Annotated in this window: 8 protein-coding genes; 1 reads left to right on the forward strand and 7 read right to left on the reverse strand. The window is 72.1% G+C overall.

The window, feature by feature from the left end:
• Nucleotides 1-124 precede the first annotated feature (124 nt).
• The 7 genes from ACWDS7_RS10030 to ACWDS7_RS10060 all read right to left on the reverse strand — a co-directional run bounded on the left by ACWDS7_RS10030 (nucleotide 125) and on the right by ACWDS7_RS10060 (nucleotide 13,235).
• A complete protein-coding gene (locus ACWDS7_RS10030) occupies nucleotides 125-2,224 on the reverse strand; it encodes a ThuA domain-containing protein (protein WP_451928948.1) in 2,100 nt (699 codons plus the stop codon).
• A gap of 136 nt (nucleotides 2,225-2,360) precedes the next feature.
• Nucleotides 2,361-5,189: a carbohydrate-binding protein gene (locus tag ACWDS7_RS10035; RefSeq protein WP_451928949.1), complete on the reverse strand. Its 2,829-nt coding sequence runs from the start codon at nucleotides 5,187-5,189 to the stop codon at nucleotides 2,361-2,363.
• 617 nt (nucleotides 5,190-5,806) lie between these two features.
• Entirely contained in the window at nucleotides 5,807-6,826 is a 1,020-nt protein-coding gene (locus ACWDS7_RS10040) for a hypothetical protein (RefSeq protein WP_451928950.1), read from the reverse strand.
• Nucleotides 6,827-6,913: 87 nt separating this feature from the next.
• A complete protein-coding gene (locus ACWDS7_RS10045; RefSeq protein ID WP_451928951.1) occupies nucleotides 6,914-8,164 on the reverse strand; it encodes an NAD(P)/FAD-dependent oxidoreductase in 1,251 nt (416 codons plus the stop codon).
• Between the two features lie 145 nt (nucleotides 8,165-8,309).
• On the reverse strand, nucleotides 8,310-9,854 hold the full coding sequence (locus ACWDS7_RS10050) for a PucR family transcriptional regulator (RefSeq protein WP_451928952.1): 1,545 nt from the start codon (nucleotides 9,852-9,854) through the stop codon (nucleotides 8,310-8,312).
• 118 nt (nucleotides 9,855-9,972) lie between these two features.
• On the reverse strand, nucleotides 9,973-12,489 hold the full coding sequence (locus tag ACWDS7_RS10055; protein WP_451928953.1) for a PEP/pyruvate-binding domain-containing protein: 2,517 nt from the start codon (nucleotides 12,487-12,489) through the stop codon (nucleotides 9,973-9,975).
• Nucleotides 12,486-13,235: a TetR/AcrR family transcriptional regulator gene (locus ACWDS7_RS10060; RefSeq protein WP_451928954.1), complete on the reverse strand. Its 750-nt coding sequence runs from the start codon at nucleotides 13,233-13,235 to the stop codon at nucleotides 12,486-12,488. The genes ACWDS7_RS10055 and ACWDS7_RS10060 overlap by 4 nt, the downstream gene beginning before the upstream one ends.
• Nucleotides 13,236-13,494: 259 nt before the next feature.
• On the opposite strand from ACWDS7_RS10060, the gene ACWDS7_RS10065 reads away from it, so the two are divergent.
• Complete coding sequence (locus tag ACWDS7_RS10065) at nucleotides 13,495-14,835, forward strand: APC family permease (protein ID WP_306857288.1); 1,341 nt, start codon at nucleotides 13,495-13,497, stop codon at nucleotides 14,833-14,835.
• Nucleotides 14,836-15,295: the final 460 nt, after the last annotated feature.

The raw sequence follows: 15,295 nt of genomic DNA on the forward strand, positions 1-15,295 counted from the left end.
GGGACCGCCTACCTGGCCAGGACCGCTTATCGGGCCGGGGACCGCCTCCACGGCCGTGGCCGCCTGCCCGGCCGTGGCCGTCGCCCGGCGCCGACGGCCACGGGGCGTCCGTCCCCGGTGACGGCTACGGCAGTGTCCATTTCTGGTTGGCCTGGTTGCCGCAGTCCCAGATGATGGTCTGGGTGCCGTCGGCGGGGTTGGCGCCTTCGACGTCCAGGCACCGGCCGGAGTTGGGGTTCTTCAGGGTGCTGTCGGGTTGGGCGGTCCAGTTCTGGGCGGCGGTGCCGTTGCAGGTCCACAGTTGGACCTTGGTGCCGTTGGCGCTGCCGCCGCCGGAGACGTCCAGGCATTTGCCCAGGGCCTTGAGGATCTGGCCGGTGACCGTCCACTGCTGGGCGCCGGTGCCGTTGCAGGTGTACAGCTGGACCTTGGTCCCGTCGGCGGTGGCGGCTCCGCTGATGTCCAGGCACTTGCCCGCCAGCCCCCTGACCGGACCGGTGCGGGCCGGCGGGGTGCCGGTCGACAGGGTGAAGTCGTCCAGGTCGAACAGGCCGGCACCGGTCCCCGCATAGGTCAGATACAGCGTCTGGGCACCCGACGGCACGCCGGTCAGGCCGGTCTGCACATCGGCGAAGGTCTCCCATCCGCCGGTGTTCGGCACGTTCACCGTGCCGAGGATCGGGCCGGTGGCCGAGCCGGTCCGGACCTGGATCGTGCCGCCAGGCCCGCCGGAGACGACCCTCGCCCGGAACCCCGTCACGCCGGTCAGGTCGACGCCCGCGTACGACGACCAGTCACCGGGATCGATGTAGCCGAGCGTCCTGCCGCCGTGCGCGCCGGTCTTGCTGAACGGCGAGGCCCCGCTGACCGCGCTGTAGGACTCGGCCTCGATGGTCCTGTCCTGCGACGCGCCGATTTCCTTGAGACGGATGTGGCGGAAGGCGGCCTCGTCGCCGTCACCGTGGTTCTGGATGCCGATGTAGCCCTGCTGCAGGCTGCGCGCCGGGTCGGTGTTGGTGAAATCGTTGATCTTGGAGCCGTTGAGGAAGACCTGCACCCGCTCGCCCTCGACCAGCAGCTCGTAGGTGTTCCACTCTCCCGGCGGGTTCAGCGCGGCGTCACGGGCGGCGAGATCGGCCGACTTGAACCCGTAGACGGAGCCGGTGGTGCGGTCGGCGGAGTCGGTCGCGTCGATCTGGATCTCGTAGCCGTTGTTGACCGCCGACCACGGGTCGTCGCTCGCGGGGAAGCCGATGAACACGCCGGAGTTGTCGTCGCCGGCCAGTTTCCAGTCCAGCTTCAGCGAGTAGGAGCGCAGTTCCCTGGCCGAGTACCAGAGCATGCCCAGGCCGCCGGTGGAGGTGAGGGTGGCGTTGGCGTTGGTGAACCCGCCGGGGCCGGCCTGGGACCAGCCGGCCGTCGAGCCGTCGTACAACCTGGTGTAGCCGGTCTCCGGCCGGCAGTCGGCCTCCGTCTGGCCGGCCGCGTACCGGATGCCGCCCAGCAACTGGGCCCTGAAGGCACTGTCGCCGTACGACTCGACGGTGTGGCCGCCGCCGGTGTAGAAGGACCGCCCACCGCCCGTGGCCTTGCACCACGTGATGGGGTGGTCGCCGCCCATCGAGCCGCCGGAGTAGGACGTCTCGTCCAGGGCCGCGAGCACGTGCGCGCTGGAGCGGGGGTTGGTGCGGTAGTTGTACCACTCGTCGGTGCGGGGCCAGGTCTGGCCGAGGTGCGCGGTCGCCGCGTGCGCCCGGTCCTCGACCTTGACGGTGGCCTGCTGGATGGCCGGGTGCGAGGCGAACCACGCGCCGACGAGGTCGCCGTAGAACGGCCAGCCGTACTCGGTGTCGGCGGCCGCGTGGACGCCCGCGAAGCCCTTGCCCGAGCCGATGTAGGACTCGAACGCGCTCTGCTGGCCGGCGTCGAGCACGTCGCCGGTGGTGTTGAGGAAGACCACCGCGGCGTACTGGCCCAGGTTGGCGGCGGTGAACGCGCCGCCGTCCTCGGTGGCGTCGACGGCGAAGCCGTTGGCCGCCCCCAGGTCGCGGATGGTCTGGATGCCCGCGGCGATCGAGTCGTGCCGGAATCCGGCCGTCTTGGAGAACACGAGCACCTTGTAGGCGCTGTCGGCGGCCGATGCCGCCAGACCTGTGCCGGTGCAGGCGATGATCGTGATGCCCGCCACCGTCAGGGGCAACACCCGGCGCAGAAAGTTTCTCACCTTGCGTTCCCTTCTCGGGATGAAGCTCTCAGGATGAAACTCTCGGGATGGAACTTTCGGGACGGAGCCGCCGAAGCTTCCGGGACGGAGCCGCCGGAACCCCCGGGGCCCGACGGCGGGCCGCAGGTCGGGACGGCTACGGCAGTGTCCATTTCTGGTTGGCCTGGTTGCCGCAGTCCCAGATGATGGTCTGGGTGCCGTCGGCGGGGTTGGCGCCTTCGACGTCCAGGCACCGGCCGGAGTTGGGGTTCTTCAGGGTGCTGTCGGGTTGGGCGGTCCAGTTCTGGGCGGCGGTGCCGTTGCAGGTCCACAGTTGGACCTTGGTGCCGTTGGCGCTGCCGCCGCCGGAGACGTCCAGGCATTTGCCCAGGGCCTTGAGGATCTGGCCGGTGACCGTCCACTGCTGGGCGCCGGTGCCGTTGCAGGTGTACAGCTGGACCTTGGTCCCGTCGGCGGTGGCGGCTCCGCTGATGTCCAGGCACTTGCCCGCCAGCCCCCTGACCGGACCGGTGCGGGCCGGCGGGGTGCCGGTCGACAGGGTGAACGCGTCGAGGTCGTACAGCGCGCCGGAGCCGCCCTTGAACACCAGATACAGGGCGGTGGTGCCGGCGGGCCCCTTCGCCAGGGCCGTGGTGACGTTCTGGAACGTCTCCCACCCGCCGGTCACCGGCACCGGGACCGAGCCGAGCAGGGTGCCGGTGCTGGAACCGGCCCGCACCTCCAGCGTGCCGCCGGCGCCGGCGGACGAGACACGGGCGGTGATCGAGGTGACGCCGTCCAGTTGGTAGGGCTGGAAGGCGATCCAGTCACCGTTGTGGATGTTGCCGACCGTCTTGCCGCCCTCGGCGCCGGTGTGGTTGATGGGGTCCACCCCGGACGCGGAGCCGTAGTGCTCGGCCTGGCGGTGCCGGGGCTGCAGCGTCGCCTGGGCGGTGCCCTTCAGGCCGCCCGCGTCGGTGTACTCCGCGGCGAAGATGCCGAAGGTGTTCGCCTCGGTGGAGTGCTCACCGTCCACCTGGGTCGCGATCGAGCCGGTGCAGCCGGTCTTGGAGGTGATGGCGTGTCCGTGGCTGTCGTGGCCCAGCAGGTAGGTCATCGTGACCTTGGAGCAGTCGATCGGACCGTCCTCGGGGTCGGTCACCGTGACCGAGTAGGGGACCGTGTCACCGAAGGTGAACGGCTGCCCGTTCTTCGGAGAGGTGATGGTGAGGACCGGGGCGGTGTTGCCGACCGTGATGATCACACTTGCCGTGCCGGTCGCGCCCTGCGGGTCGGTGACCTTCAACGTGGCGGTGTAGGTGCCGTTGCCGGTATAGGTGTGGGAGGGGGCCGCCGCCGTCGAGGTGCCGCCGTCGCCGAACGTCCACGAGTACGTGAGGGCGCCGCCCTCCGGGTCGGAGGATCCGGAGGAGGAGAAGGCCACCGTCAGCGGCGCCTGCCCGGAGGTCCGGTCGGCCGCCGCCTTCGCGGTCGGCGCCCGGTTGCGGCCGGCGATGTACTCGACGCGGTACAGGGCCGAGTTGGCGTCACCGCCGAAGTAGCCGGTGCCGTAGTCCAGGACGTACAGCGCTCCGTCGGGGCCGAACGCCAGGTCCATCACCTGCTTGCCGGTGAAGGGGAAGGCGCTGATGGCCCCGCGGGAGCCGTCCGAGCCGACCTCGATCGCCTTGATCCAGCCCCGGCCGAACTCACCCGCGAAGAACACGCCGTTCAGGGACTGGGGGAACTTGACGTCCGAGCTCGACGCGGCGTCGTAGCGGTAGACCGGGCCGCCCATCGGCGACTCGGAGCCGCCGCCGAACTCCGGCGGCGAGCCGGCGTCGCCGCCGTACTTGATCCAGGCGGGCTTCGCGGCCGGCAGGGTGGGCCGGCCGGTGTTGCGGGGGGAGTTGTTCGTCGGCCCGCCGGCGCAGTCGTACCTGGCGCCGGAGGCGCCGGAGGCGAAGTCGTACTCGTTGTAAGTCTCGTTCACGGTGTTGTCGCCGGTGCAGTACGGCCAGCCGTAGAAGCCCGGCCCGGTGATCCGGTTGAACTCGACCTGGCCGCTCGGCCCCCGGGAGGCGTTCGAGGCGCCCGCGTCCGGACCGTAGTCGCCGAGGTAGACGACACCGGTCGACCTGTCGACGCTCATCCGGAACGGGTTGCGGAACCCCATCGCGTAGATCTCGGGCCTGGTGCCCGACGTGCCGGGCGGGAACATGTTCCCCGAGGGGATCGAGTAGCTCCCGTCGCCGTTCACCTTGATCCGCAGCACCTTGCCGCGCAGGTCATTGGTGTTCGCCGAGGTGCGCTGCGCGTCGTAGGAGGGGTTGCGGCCGGCGCGCTCGTCGATCGGGCTGTAGCCGTCGGAGTCGAAGGGGTTGGAGTCGTCGCCCGTGGTCAGGTAGAGGTTGCCGGCGGCGTCGAAGTCGATGTCCCCGCCGACGTGGCAGCAGATGCCGCGGTCGGCCGGCACGTCGAGGATCCTCACCTCGCTGCCCGCCTGGAGCTTCCAGTCCGTGGTGAGGGTGAACCGTGACAGGCGGTTGACGCCCTGCCACGCCGACCAGTCGGAGCCGGTGGCCGGGGCGTCGCCGCCCGGGGTGGACAGCGGCGGCGCGTAGTAGAGGTAGATGTGCCGGTTGGACGAGAAGGCGGGGTCCACTCCGACGCCCTGGAGACCTTCCTCGTCATGGTTGTACACCGGCAGCGTGGCGACCACGGAGGTGTTGCCGCCGGCGTCGGTGCGCCGGAGCGCGCCGTCGCGGGAGGTGTGGACGACCGAGCGGTCCGGCAGTACGGCGAGCGACATCGGCTCGCCCATCTCGGCCACGCCTTTGGCGAGGGTGACCTGCTGGTAGTCCGCCGGGTCGATGACGGCGGCGTGCGCCGCCGGGGCGCCGGCGGCCAGGGCGGACGCTGTGGCGCCGGCGACGAGAACAGCGGCCAGCGCCGCGCTCGGTGTCCGTTTTCTCCTGTGATACACGGGCTCTCCAGGGATGGGGGGTTTACCTGGGCGTGGGGGTGTATCTGGGCATGGGTGTATCTGGGCACGGCCGGACGGCACGCGAGCGGGCCGGCGGCAGGACGGCATGCGCGTTGGACGGACCGCGCCACCGGAGGTTCAGCGGCGAGCCGGTAGGACGTTGGACGGTCGGGCGGTGGCGCCCGGGCGGGACGCCGCCGAGGTGGGGGACGGCGCCGTCCGGGCGCGCGGGCGGCCGGGCCCCGGCCCGGGGAGCGGGTCGACGCCCCTCAGCGGGCGCGGCGACCGGTGACGCACAGACTTCCGGCCGCCGGCTGCCGGGACCGTCGTGCGTACCTCCGCGCCCGTTGTTCCGCGAAGATTACGAGCTTCTCCCTTTGGAGTTCTTTTGCCGTGAATGTAAGTACTTACGGCAGCAGCGTCAATACTTTTGATTGAGGATTAAGTACTTTTGCTGAAATATGCAGAAGTGCCCGTTCCGGCGGGGCGACTCACTCGTGCGGGGCGTGGCGGGGCACCTCTCCGACGCTCACACGTGACGAGGCGCCTGCTCCGGCGCTCACGCGTGGCGGGGCGCCTGCTCCGCGCTCACACGTGGCAGGGCGCCCCTCCGGCGCTCACGCGTGAGAGGCGATCTTCCCCAGCCAGGTGGCGGCCTCCTCCGGAGGGAGGGGCCTGTCGACGCGCAGGAGCGGGCGCATCATCGGGTAGAGCCGCCCGATGTTCCAGGTCCGCGGGTAGGGCGGCGGTTTGAGGACGACCACGCGCCGGCCCTCGAAGATCGGGATGTCCGCGGGGACCCCTTCGTTCCAGATCGCGGAGCCGTAGGCGTCGACCAGGTTGAACTGGCCCCGGATCGGCCACACCTCGGGTTCGAGCGGGCCGTCGACGGCGGAGGCGACCCAGCTCGGGTCGGGCCTGTCGACCCCGAGGGAGTCGCCGAGCGCGTCGGCGAGCAGGGTGTGGAGCTGGAAGTTGTCGCCGATGCCGCCGATGGTGAGCTCGTAACCGCGCCCCGTGGCGGGATGCAGGACGAGCAGGGGCTCGTCGTCCAGCACGGCGAGCAGCCGGGTGGGCCAGTCGAGATCGTGGTCCACGGTCGTGGCGGTGGTGATCGCCTCGATGAGCCGCTCGCTGCCGGCCAGGTGGCCCCGGACCGTGCTGGACCTCTGCAGCATCGTGATGGCCGCCATCTTCCACTGGCCGATCTCGGCCCAGCCCTGGGCCAGCCGCTGGGCGTGCTCGTCACCGACGAGAGGGGCGAGCACGGGGACGGAGACCTCGAAGGACTTGCTCTCCATCGGCGGCGGCTCCTCGGGGACGGCGTCCTTCCAGACCGCGGCGTACTCGACGACCAGCTCCAGCGCCTCGGTCAGGCCCTCGCCGAGCTGCCCGGCGAGGGGGGCGGGGTCGGCGCCGAGCTCGGCCAGCCCGCCGAACAGCACGGCGAGGTGCGCCCGCAGCCCGATGGAGGGCAGCTGTTCGAAGAGGCCGGGGGCGCGGGCCACGACGCGGCTCAGATCGCCGGGGCCGGCCTGCTGGGCGGCCTGCCAAAGCCCGCCCATGGCCTCGAAGAGGCCCGGGACGTCCCCGTTCGCGATGGCGCTGTCAAGATCGTCATACTTGTGATCAAGCATCGCAGAATAGTAGGGCATGGCCCCGCCCGGAGCTCTTCCCGGCCGGGCGGGAGCCGTACGGCGGCACCGCGCCGGCCGGGCCGGGCCTCAGCGGGTGGGGACGAAGTCGCGCAGGGCCGCGGGCTGCTTGCCGGTGGTGATCTGCTCGGCGAGCATGCGCCCGGTGATCGGCCCGTGGGTGAGCCCCCACATGCCGTGCCCGCCGGCGACATATCGCCCGGGGGCGTGGGTGGCGCCGACGAGGGGCCGGCCGTCGGGCGTGACGGGGCGCGGGCCGACCCAGGTGTCGGTGCGCTCCTCCCAGGAGACGCCGTCGAGCAGCGGCCGGGCGGACGCGATGATCGCATCGACCCGCCTCTGGTACAGCGGGGCGTCGGCGTCGCGGAACTCCATCGTCCCCGCCACGCGGAGCTTGCCCTGGTACGGCGTGCAGGCCACGCGGACGGCGGGCAGGTAGATCGGCCCGCGCACGGGCTGCTCGGTCGGCACGGTGAAGGAGTAGCCGCGTCCGGCGCGCACCGGCACGCGGACCCCCCACTCCTTGCCGAGCCCGTTCAGCCAGGCACCGGTGGCCAGGACGACGACGTCGGCCCCGACGGAGTCTCCCTCGCTCGACAGGACGGTGTGCCCGCCGGAGCCGGAGCGCACCTCCGTCACCCGGAAGCCGGAGCGGATCGTGCCGCCGCGGGCGGTGACGGAGCGGGCCAGCGACTGGGTGAACTGCCCGGGGTCGACGTAGCGCTGCCCGTCCAGCCGGATCCCGGCCCGCGCGCGGGAGGACAGCTGCGGCGCCTGCCGGCCGACCTCGTCGCCCTCGAAGGCGGTGTACTGGATCTCCAGGCCGGACCGGTTGATCCGCTGGAGCTCGTGCAGGAGGCCCACGGCCTGCCGGGGGCTCTCGAACGCGGCCATGATCGGGGCCTCCACCGTGGGAGCCTCGACGCCGTTGGCGGTGAGCACGTCGAACGCCTCCAGGCACTCCTCGTTGAACGGGAGATTGGCCTGGACGGCGCGGCCCCAGGACTTCCAGGTGCAGTTCATGGCGAACCGGGTGAGGAAGGACCACAGCCCCACGTCGGGGGTGGCGGGCACGTGCAGCGGGGCGCTCCGGTCGAGCAGGGAGCGCAGGCCGTAGCGGAGGATCCCGGGCTCGTTCAGCGGGATGGCCAGTCCCGGCGAGAGCCAGCCCGCGTTGCCCCACGACGCGCCCGCGGCCACCCCGTCACGGTCGACCACGGTGACGTCCACGCCGCGTTCCTGCAGGAACCAGGCGGTGGACAGCCCCACCACACCGGCGCCGATCACCACCGCCGTGCGCGGCCCACCATCGATACCCATGACCACTTCTCCGCTCTGACATGCGCTGCCTGCCACGGGCGTCGCCCGCGTGAGACGAGCATCGCCGCCGTGACGGCGGAACGGTCTGTGCGTGTTGGACAAGCACCGGGGGAGGCGTTGTCCGGCTCCGACAAACAGGGAGGGATCAGGACGGCCTGCCCTGGCCGACGGCCAGCGCGATGATCATCGCCAGCCGTTTCTCCGGCAGTTCGAGCTGCAGGTCAGTGATCTCGGCCATCTTCCGGAGCCGGTAGCGGACGGTGTTGGGGTGGACGTCGAGGCGGCCGGCGGCGACGGCCAGGTCCCCCTGCGCCTCCAGCCAGGCGCGCAACGTCATGATGTAGCGGGTGCCGTGCTCCGCGTCGTGCCGGGTCAGCTCGGCGACCGGGCCGCGGGCGGGGGTCCGCCCCGAGGAGGCGGCCGCGCGCAGGCGCTGCAGCAGGATCTCGTCCCACGAGTCGTCGTAGACGACCGCCAGGTCGCCGCCGGGCCGCGCCGCCCGCAGGGCGAGGCTCTCGTCGGCCTCCTGCCTGCTCGCGGAGAGCTCGGTGGGCCCCGCCGCCCCGCCGACGCCGGCGAAGACGGTGACCTGTCGCGGCAGGACGCCCACGATCGCGGCGAGCCAGTCACGGGCGGGTGTGACGTCGTTCTCGCAGGGCAGCAGCGTGTACAGGGTGTTGCCGAACAGGGCGCTGCGCCCCGGCCGCGACCACCCGAAGCCCGTGGTCGCGCGCTCGAAGGCCAGCAGGATCGCGGCATGCCGCTCCTCGGCGATGTGCGCCTGAAGGGCGATCACCCGGAACCGCCCCCGGGGCAGGCCGAGCCTGCTGACCACCGCGGGCGCGTCGGCCGTGCCCTCCAGCAGCCGGATGACGAGGTCGGACTCCACCTGACGCTCCAGGTCGGCGCTGACCCGGGAGCGCAGCAGGTGCAGCGCGACCGCCCGCGCCCCGTCGCCCAGGACGGTCCGGCGCTCGCCGGCCAGCGGGTGCTCGCACTCGACCCATATCGACCCGAGCAGCTCGCGGCCGGCGCGCACGGCGACGACCATGCGGCCCCTGAGGCCGTGCGCCGGGAAGGGGGCGACGAACAGCGGCTCGTCGGAGGTCGTCAGGTGCGCGAAGACGCCCTCCCGCTCGAACAGCCGGCGCATGGTGTCGGGCACCCGCCTGCCCAGGATCGTCTCCAGCCGCGCCGGGTCGGCGGTCTGCTGCGAACCGGAGTAGGCCAGGACACGTGACATCTGGTCCTCGATCGTCACCGCGCCGCCGATCTCCTTGGCGAGGGTGTCCGCGAAGGCGAACAGGTCGGTCGGCCCCCGCCCCGCCTCGGTCTCGCGGCCTTCGAGCACCAGGCCGTACACCACGCCGAAGAGCTGGCTCCAGGACACCTCCGGCTCCACGAGCAGCACGGCGATCCCGCTGTCCAGGGCGTCCGCCAGGGCGTCGCCGTCGAGCGGCGGGCTACCGCGCACCAGCAGCGCCGCGGCGCGCGCGGCCCGGGCCAGCCGTACGGCGTCGGCCGCCGAGTCCACGCCGACCGACAGGAACACGTCACCGGTCGCCGGGCGGGTGTCGGTCGGATCGTGCACCACGACGCTGCGCAGCTCCACCTCCCGCGAGGCGGGAGCGCAGCACAGCCGGGCGCCGTAACCACCGAGAACGTTCACCAGCCGGTCCAGTTTCAGCATCCGCCGTGCCCATCCATCGCCGGCGCCGCCGCGGTCTCACCCACGGCCGGCTCCCGTACGGCTCCGTCCCACACCCATCGATTCTCCCTCCGACTCCCTCACCGGCGCCGGAGCGCGGTCACGTCGTCAGCAGTTCTACCGTGCCACGCTCGCCGTCGACCCGGATCCTGGCGCCGTCGGGCAGGCGCATGGTCGCGTTCCCGGTGCCGACCACCGCGGGGATGCCGAGCTCGCGCGCGACGATCGAGGCGTGCGACAGGGGCGCGCCCATGTCGGTCACGACGGCGGCGGCGCGGGGGAACATCGGGGTCCAGCCGATGTTGGTCAGTGTCGTCACGAGGATCTCGCCCGGGGCGAGCCGGTCGCCGTCCTCGGGGCCGGCGATGACGCGGGCCACGCCCTCCACGACGCCCGGCGCGCCGGGGAAGCCGGTCACCGTGTCGCTCACCGGGGCGCCGCCGCCCCGGGCGTCGAAGATGTCGCCGCGCCGGTCGGGGTCGGCGGCCCAGCGGACCGGGTCGAAACGGCCGACGATCAGCGTGGGGTAGGCGGGCAGGGCCGCGTAGCGCTCGTAGGTCGCCCGCCGGACCGCCACCTCCGCCGGCGGGGCGCCGTCACCGCGCAGGACGGCGACGATCTCCTGGATCGACAGGAAGAAGAGGTCGTCACCGTGGCCGGTGAGCTCTCCGGCCCGCCGGACGAAGGCGCGCAGTGCCCAGAAGGCGCGGATCACCTCCGAGCGGGTCGTCTCCCGGTCGCGGACGATCGCGTTCCACCGGCTCACCCGCTGGCGCATCTTCGCCGCCTTCACGGGCCGGCGCTTCTCGAACCGCGCCCAGGCCGCCTCCCGCGCCTCCCGCTGGCGCTCCAGCAGCCTGTCCGCGTCGTGCGGGGTGTCGGACATGGCCGCGAGCTGCGCGTCGATCCAGTCAGGGTCCTCGCCGGGGCGGGCGACGGAGACCTCGAACTCGTGCGGGCCGCGGTGCCCGTAGGCGAGGGCGAACGCCTCCCGGTCGATCTCGCCCCGGGCGAGTTTCTCCAGGCCGACGAGCGGGCCGAGGCTGGCCAGCTCCCCGTCGGAGTTGACCCCGGTGAGCATGGCCTCGGCGTCGGTCTCGCCCACCATCCTGCGCAGCCTGTCGCGGGTCCAGACCAGGGAGCTGCCGCCCTGGCGTCCGGCGGCCTCCAGCATCCGGCAGGCGTCGACGAAGTACGGCAGCAGCTCCTGCTCCCACAGCTCGGCCAGCTCGTCCGCGGTGGCCGCGGTCGCGGCCCGCTCGCGCAGCTCCGTGCAGCGCCGCTGCGCCGTGGCGAGGAAGCCGGGCATCCTCTCCAGGCCGGCCGCCACCCTCCTGCGCAGGGTCAGGGCGAGCGGCAGCACGGCCTTGATGATCCGCCGGCGTGAGGTGGGCAGCAGTGGCACGTCCAGGCCCGGCGGGAGCTTGCCGAAGACCTGCTCGGTCGCGCTGATCCGGCCCTGCATGCCCAGCGCCCTGGCCATCGAGAACACGACGCTCAGGTTCATGTAGAACCGGCCGCCGATGTTGCCGACCAGGTCGAAGCCGGGCAGGGCCGAGGCGGACATGGCCTCGTGGATGAAGATCTGGACGAGCGACCACGTGCACGGCGTCATCACGTCGGGGATGGCCTCGCCGAGATTCGCGCCGGTCCACAGGTAGTCGCCGGTCAGGCTGTCGTTCCACTCCTCGACCGGCTGCCTGAGCCCGGTGACCGGACGGGCCTGCACGATGAAGAACGCCCCGTCGTGCGCGGCCCACTCCACGTCCATGGCCGTGCCGTACAGCTCCTCGATCCGGGTCCCGATCCGCGCGAGCCGTACGGCCTGCGCCCGGTCGAGCACGGGCCGGTGGCGCAGCTCCTCGGGCACCGGCTCCTCCCGGGTGCCGCCGGGCGTGCGGACCGTCATGACAGCCTTGTCGCCGACGCGCTCCTCGACGACCTCGCCGCCGGCCCTGTCGACCACGACGACGTCGGGCGTCACCTGTCCGCCGACGACGGCCTCGCCCAGGCCCCACGAGGCGTTGATCACGATCTTGCCGCGCTCGCCGGTGACCGGGTCCGCGGTGAACAGCACGCCCGCCGCGTCGGCGGGCACCAGCTCCTGGACCACCACCGCCAGCGCCACGTCGTCGTGGGGGACGCCGTTGCCGGTCCGGTAGGCGATGGCGCGCGCGGTCCACAGGGAGGCCCAGCAGCGCCTGACCGCGTCGAGCAGGGCCTCGCCCCGGATGTTGAGGTAGGTGTCCTGCTGCCCGGCGAACGACATCTCGGGAAGGTCCTCGGCGGTCGCGGAGGAGCGTACGGCGACCGGCGTGTCGTCGCCGAGCTCCGCGTAGGCCGCGAGGATCTCCGCGGCGGTCTCCGGCGGCATCTCGCGCCCGGCGAACAGGGCCGCGATCCGCGGCGCGGCCTGCTCGGGGGACGCGTCGGCGAGGGCCCGCATGATCAGTCCGTGCAGGCCGTCGCGGGAGACGAAGTCCCGGTAGGCGTCCGTGGTGATGTGGAAGCCCCCGGGGACCGGCAGGCCCGCGCGGGCCAGCCGGGCCAGCGAGGCCCCCTTACCGCCCGCCAGGGCGAGATCGGCCGCCGCGTCGTGCAGGGGGAGGACGTTCACGTCGCATTCTCCTCAGTGCCGAGAGAGGCGCGCAGCTTCCGCTGGGCGGTCTCCACGGCGAAGTCGACAAACTCCAGGGTCGCCCGCGGGACCGCGCGGGCGCCGGCCGCCGGGATCGGGCCGCCGGGCTCCACCGCCCGGCTCCCGACATCGGCCAGCAGCTCGGCCAGCCGCTCGTCGGGCAGCCCGTACCCGGCGGGCAGCATCGGCGGGACGAGCAGGAAGCCGTAGAGGACGGAGGCGAGCGTGGTCATGTGCTCGGTGGGCGAGAGGTCGGTCCGCAGCGCGCCGAGCCTGAGCAGCGCGCTGAGATAGCCCTCGAACCCGGCGGGCAGGTCGGCGGTGGCCGCGCGGTCCCGCTTCAGCCGGGTGAGCTTGCCCAGCACCTCCGAGTCGCCCAGGAGGCTCGCCCTCATCAGCGGTCTCCTCAGCAGCTCGGAGGCCAGCAGCCTGAGCAGGTCGCGGAGCGTGCCGGCTCCCTCCTCGACGCGCAGCCGCACCTGGGAGAGCATCTCGACCCGCTCCCGGCGCAGCAGCGCGGCGAACAGCTCCTCGCGTGTCCGCCAGTGCAGGTAGATCGTGCCCTTGGCGACCCCGGCCCGCCGCGCGATGTCCTCGATGGTGGTCTTGTCGTAACCCCAGCGCAGGATCAGGTCGGCGGCGGTGTCGAGGATGCGGTGGGCCCGCTCCAGCCGGTGGGAGGCGTCCTGGGGTGGCCGCCCCGCCCTTCTGGTCCGTGGTTCCACGGTCTCATCCGCCGTTCGTTCAAAAGATGACCAGATTCGATTATTTGGTCATTTAATTGATACCACACCCCGGTCCGGCGCGGGAGCGGCCGTCCGGAACGGCCGGGCGGGCGAGCGGGCGGGGAGGGAAGGGCACGCGGGCGGAGGGGAAGGGCGTGCGGGACGGCCGGTGACCGCCGCCCGCGGCGGTGCCGGACCGGCGGTGTGAAATCCCGGAGATCGCCGTGTCAGGAGCCTGGAGCGGGGAACGGGATCGGGCATGACATCCCCCACCCCCGAGGCCGGGCAGGTATCCCTGAAGCGGGCCATCGGCCCCAGACTGCTCCTCCTCTTCATCGTCGGCGACATCCTCGGCACCGGCGTCTACGCCCTCACCGGCAAGGTCGCGGGCAAGGTCGGCGGCGCGCTGTGGATGCCGTTCCTGATCGGGTTCGTGATCGCCGTGCTGACGGCGATGTCCTACGTCGAGCTCGTGACGAAATATCCGCGGGCGGCCGGAGCCGCCCTCTACACCCAGCGCGCCTTCCGGACGCCGTTCCTGACGTTCATGGTGGCCTTCGCGGTGATGTGCTCGGGGCTCACCTCGGCCAGCGCGGCGGCGCGGGCCATCGGCGGCGACTACCTGAAGACGTTCGTCACGGTGCCCGGCGTCATCGTCGGCATCGTCTTCATCGTGGCGGTCGCGCTGCTGAACTACCGCGGCGTGTCGGAGTCGGTGAAGACCAACATCGTGTTCACGCTCATCGAGCTGACCGGGCTCGTGGTGATCATCGTCATCGGTGTGTACGCGGTCGCCACCGGCGCGGGGGAGCCCGCCCGGCTGACCGAGATCCGCACCGACCAGGAGGGCGGCCTGTTCATCGCCCTGCTCGGGAGCACCGCCCTCGCCTTCTTCGCGTTCGTCGGATTCGAGGACTCGGTGAACATGGCCGAGGAGACCCAGGACCCCTCGCGCAACTTCCCCCGCGCGATCTTCCTCGGGGTGGCGATCACCAGCGCGATCTACATCCTCGTCGCCCTCACCTCCTCCCTCCTGGTCGACTACCGGGTCCTGGAGAAGTCGTCCGGGCCCCTGCTCGAGGTGGTCAAGGCCGGGGGGATCAGCTTCCCGCCCCAGCTGTTCGCGGTGATCGCGATGTTCGCCGTGGCGAACTCCGCGCTGATCAACATGATGATGGCCTCCCGTCTGGTGTACGGCCTGGCCAACGAACGGGTCGTGCCGCGCGCCCTGGGCCGGGTCGATCCGCGCCGCCGCACCCCCGTGGTCGGCATCCTCTTCACCACGGCGCTCGCCATCGCCCTGATCTCGACGGGAGAGATCTCGGGGCTCGGCGACACCACCGCCTTCCTGCTCCTGTGCGTCTTCACCGTCGTGAACGTGGCCGTCCTCGTGCTCCGCAAGGACACCGTGGACCACCCGCACTACCGGGTGCCGACGATCCTGCCCGTGCTCGGCGCCGTCCTGGCGTTCGTCCTGGCCAGTCCCCTGACGGGCCGGCCCGCCGAGGTCTACATCCGGGCGGGCGTCCTGATGGGCGTCGGCCTGCTCCTGTGGGTGGTCAACTGGCTGGTGACCCGCCGTCAGACGTCCGCCGTGTGATCGGGCGGCGCCGGCGCCGACGTGCTGGTCAGTGCTGTTCTTTAGGCAGTCCGCACCATCTGTTGATGGTCGAATACGTGTTATCGGTGGCATATCCGGAGATCTCAATAGCGATCGGAAAATGCCGTCCGGCATTTGAGGCGCGGCGACCGCCCGGGGGTCCGGCGACCGCCGGCCGTGGGGGAAGTTCTCCGGCCGGCGGGCGTGAGGCCCCGGCGCTCCGCCCGTGACCGGTCCCCGTCCCGGGAGGCGGCCCGCGGCAAGGGCGAGCCGTACGGCTTCGAGAAGGGGCATACATGGCGAACCCAAGGAAAGCCCCCGTACTCGCCGCTGAGATGGCTGCCGAGTTCGCGGGCACGCTGATCCTGATCCTGTTCGGGGTGGGCGTCGTGGCGCAGGTCGTCGCGGCCCACCTCGGCGATCACGACAGCATCGCGTGGGCCTGGGCATCAACTGAGGG

This window comes from Streptosporangium sp. NPDC003464 (assembly GCF_053588315.1).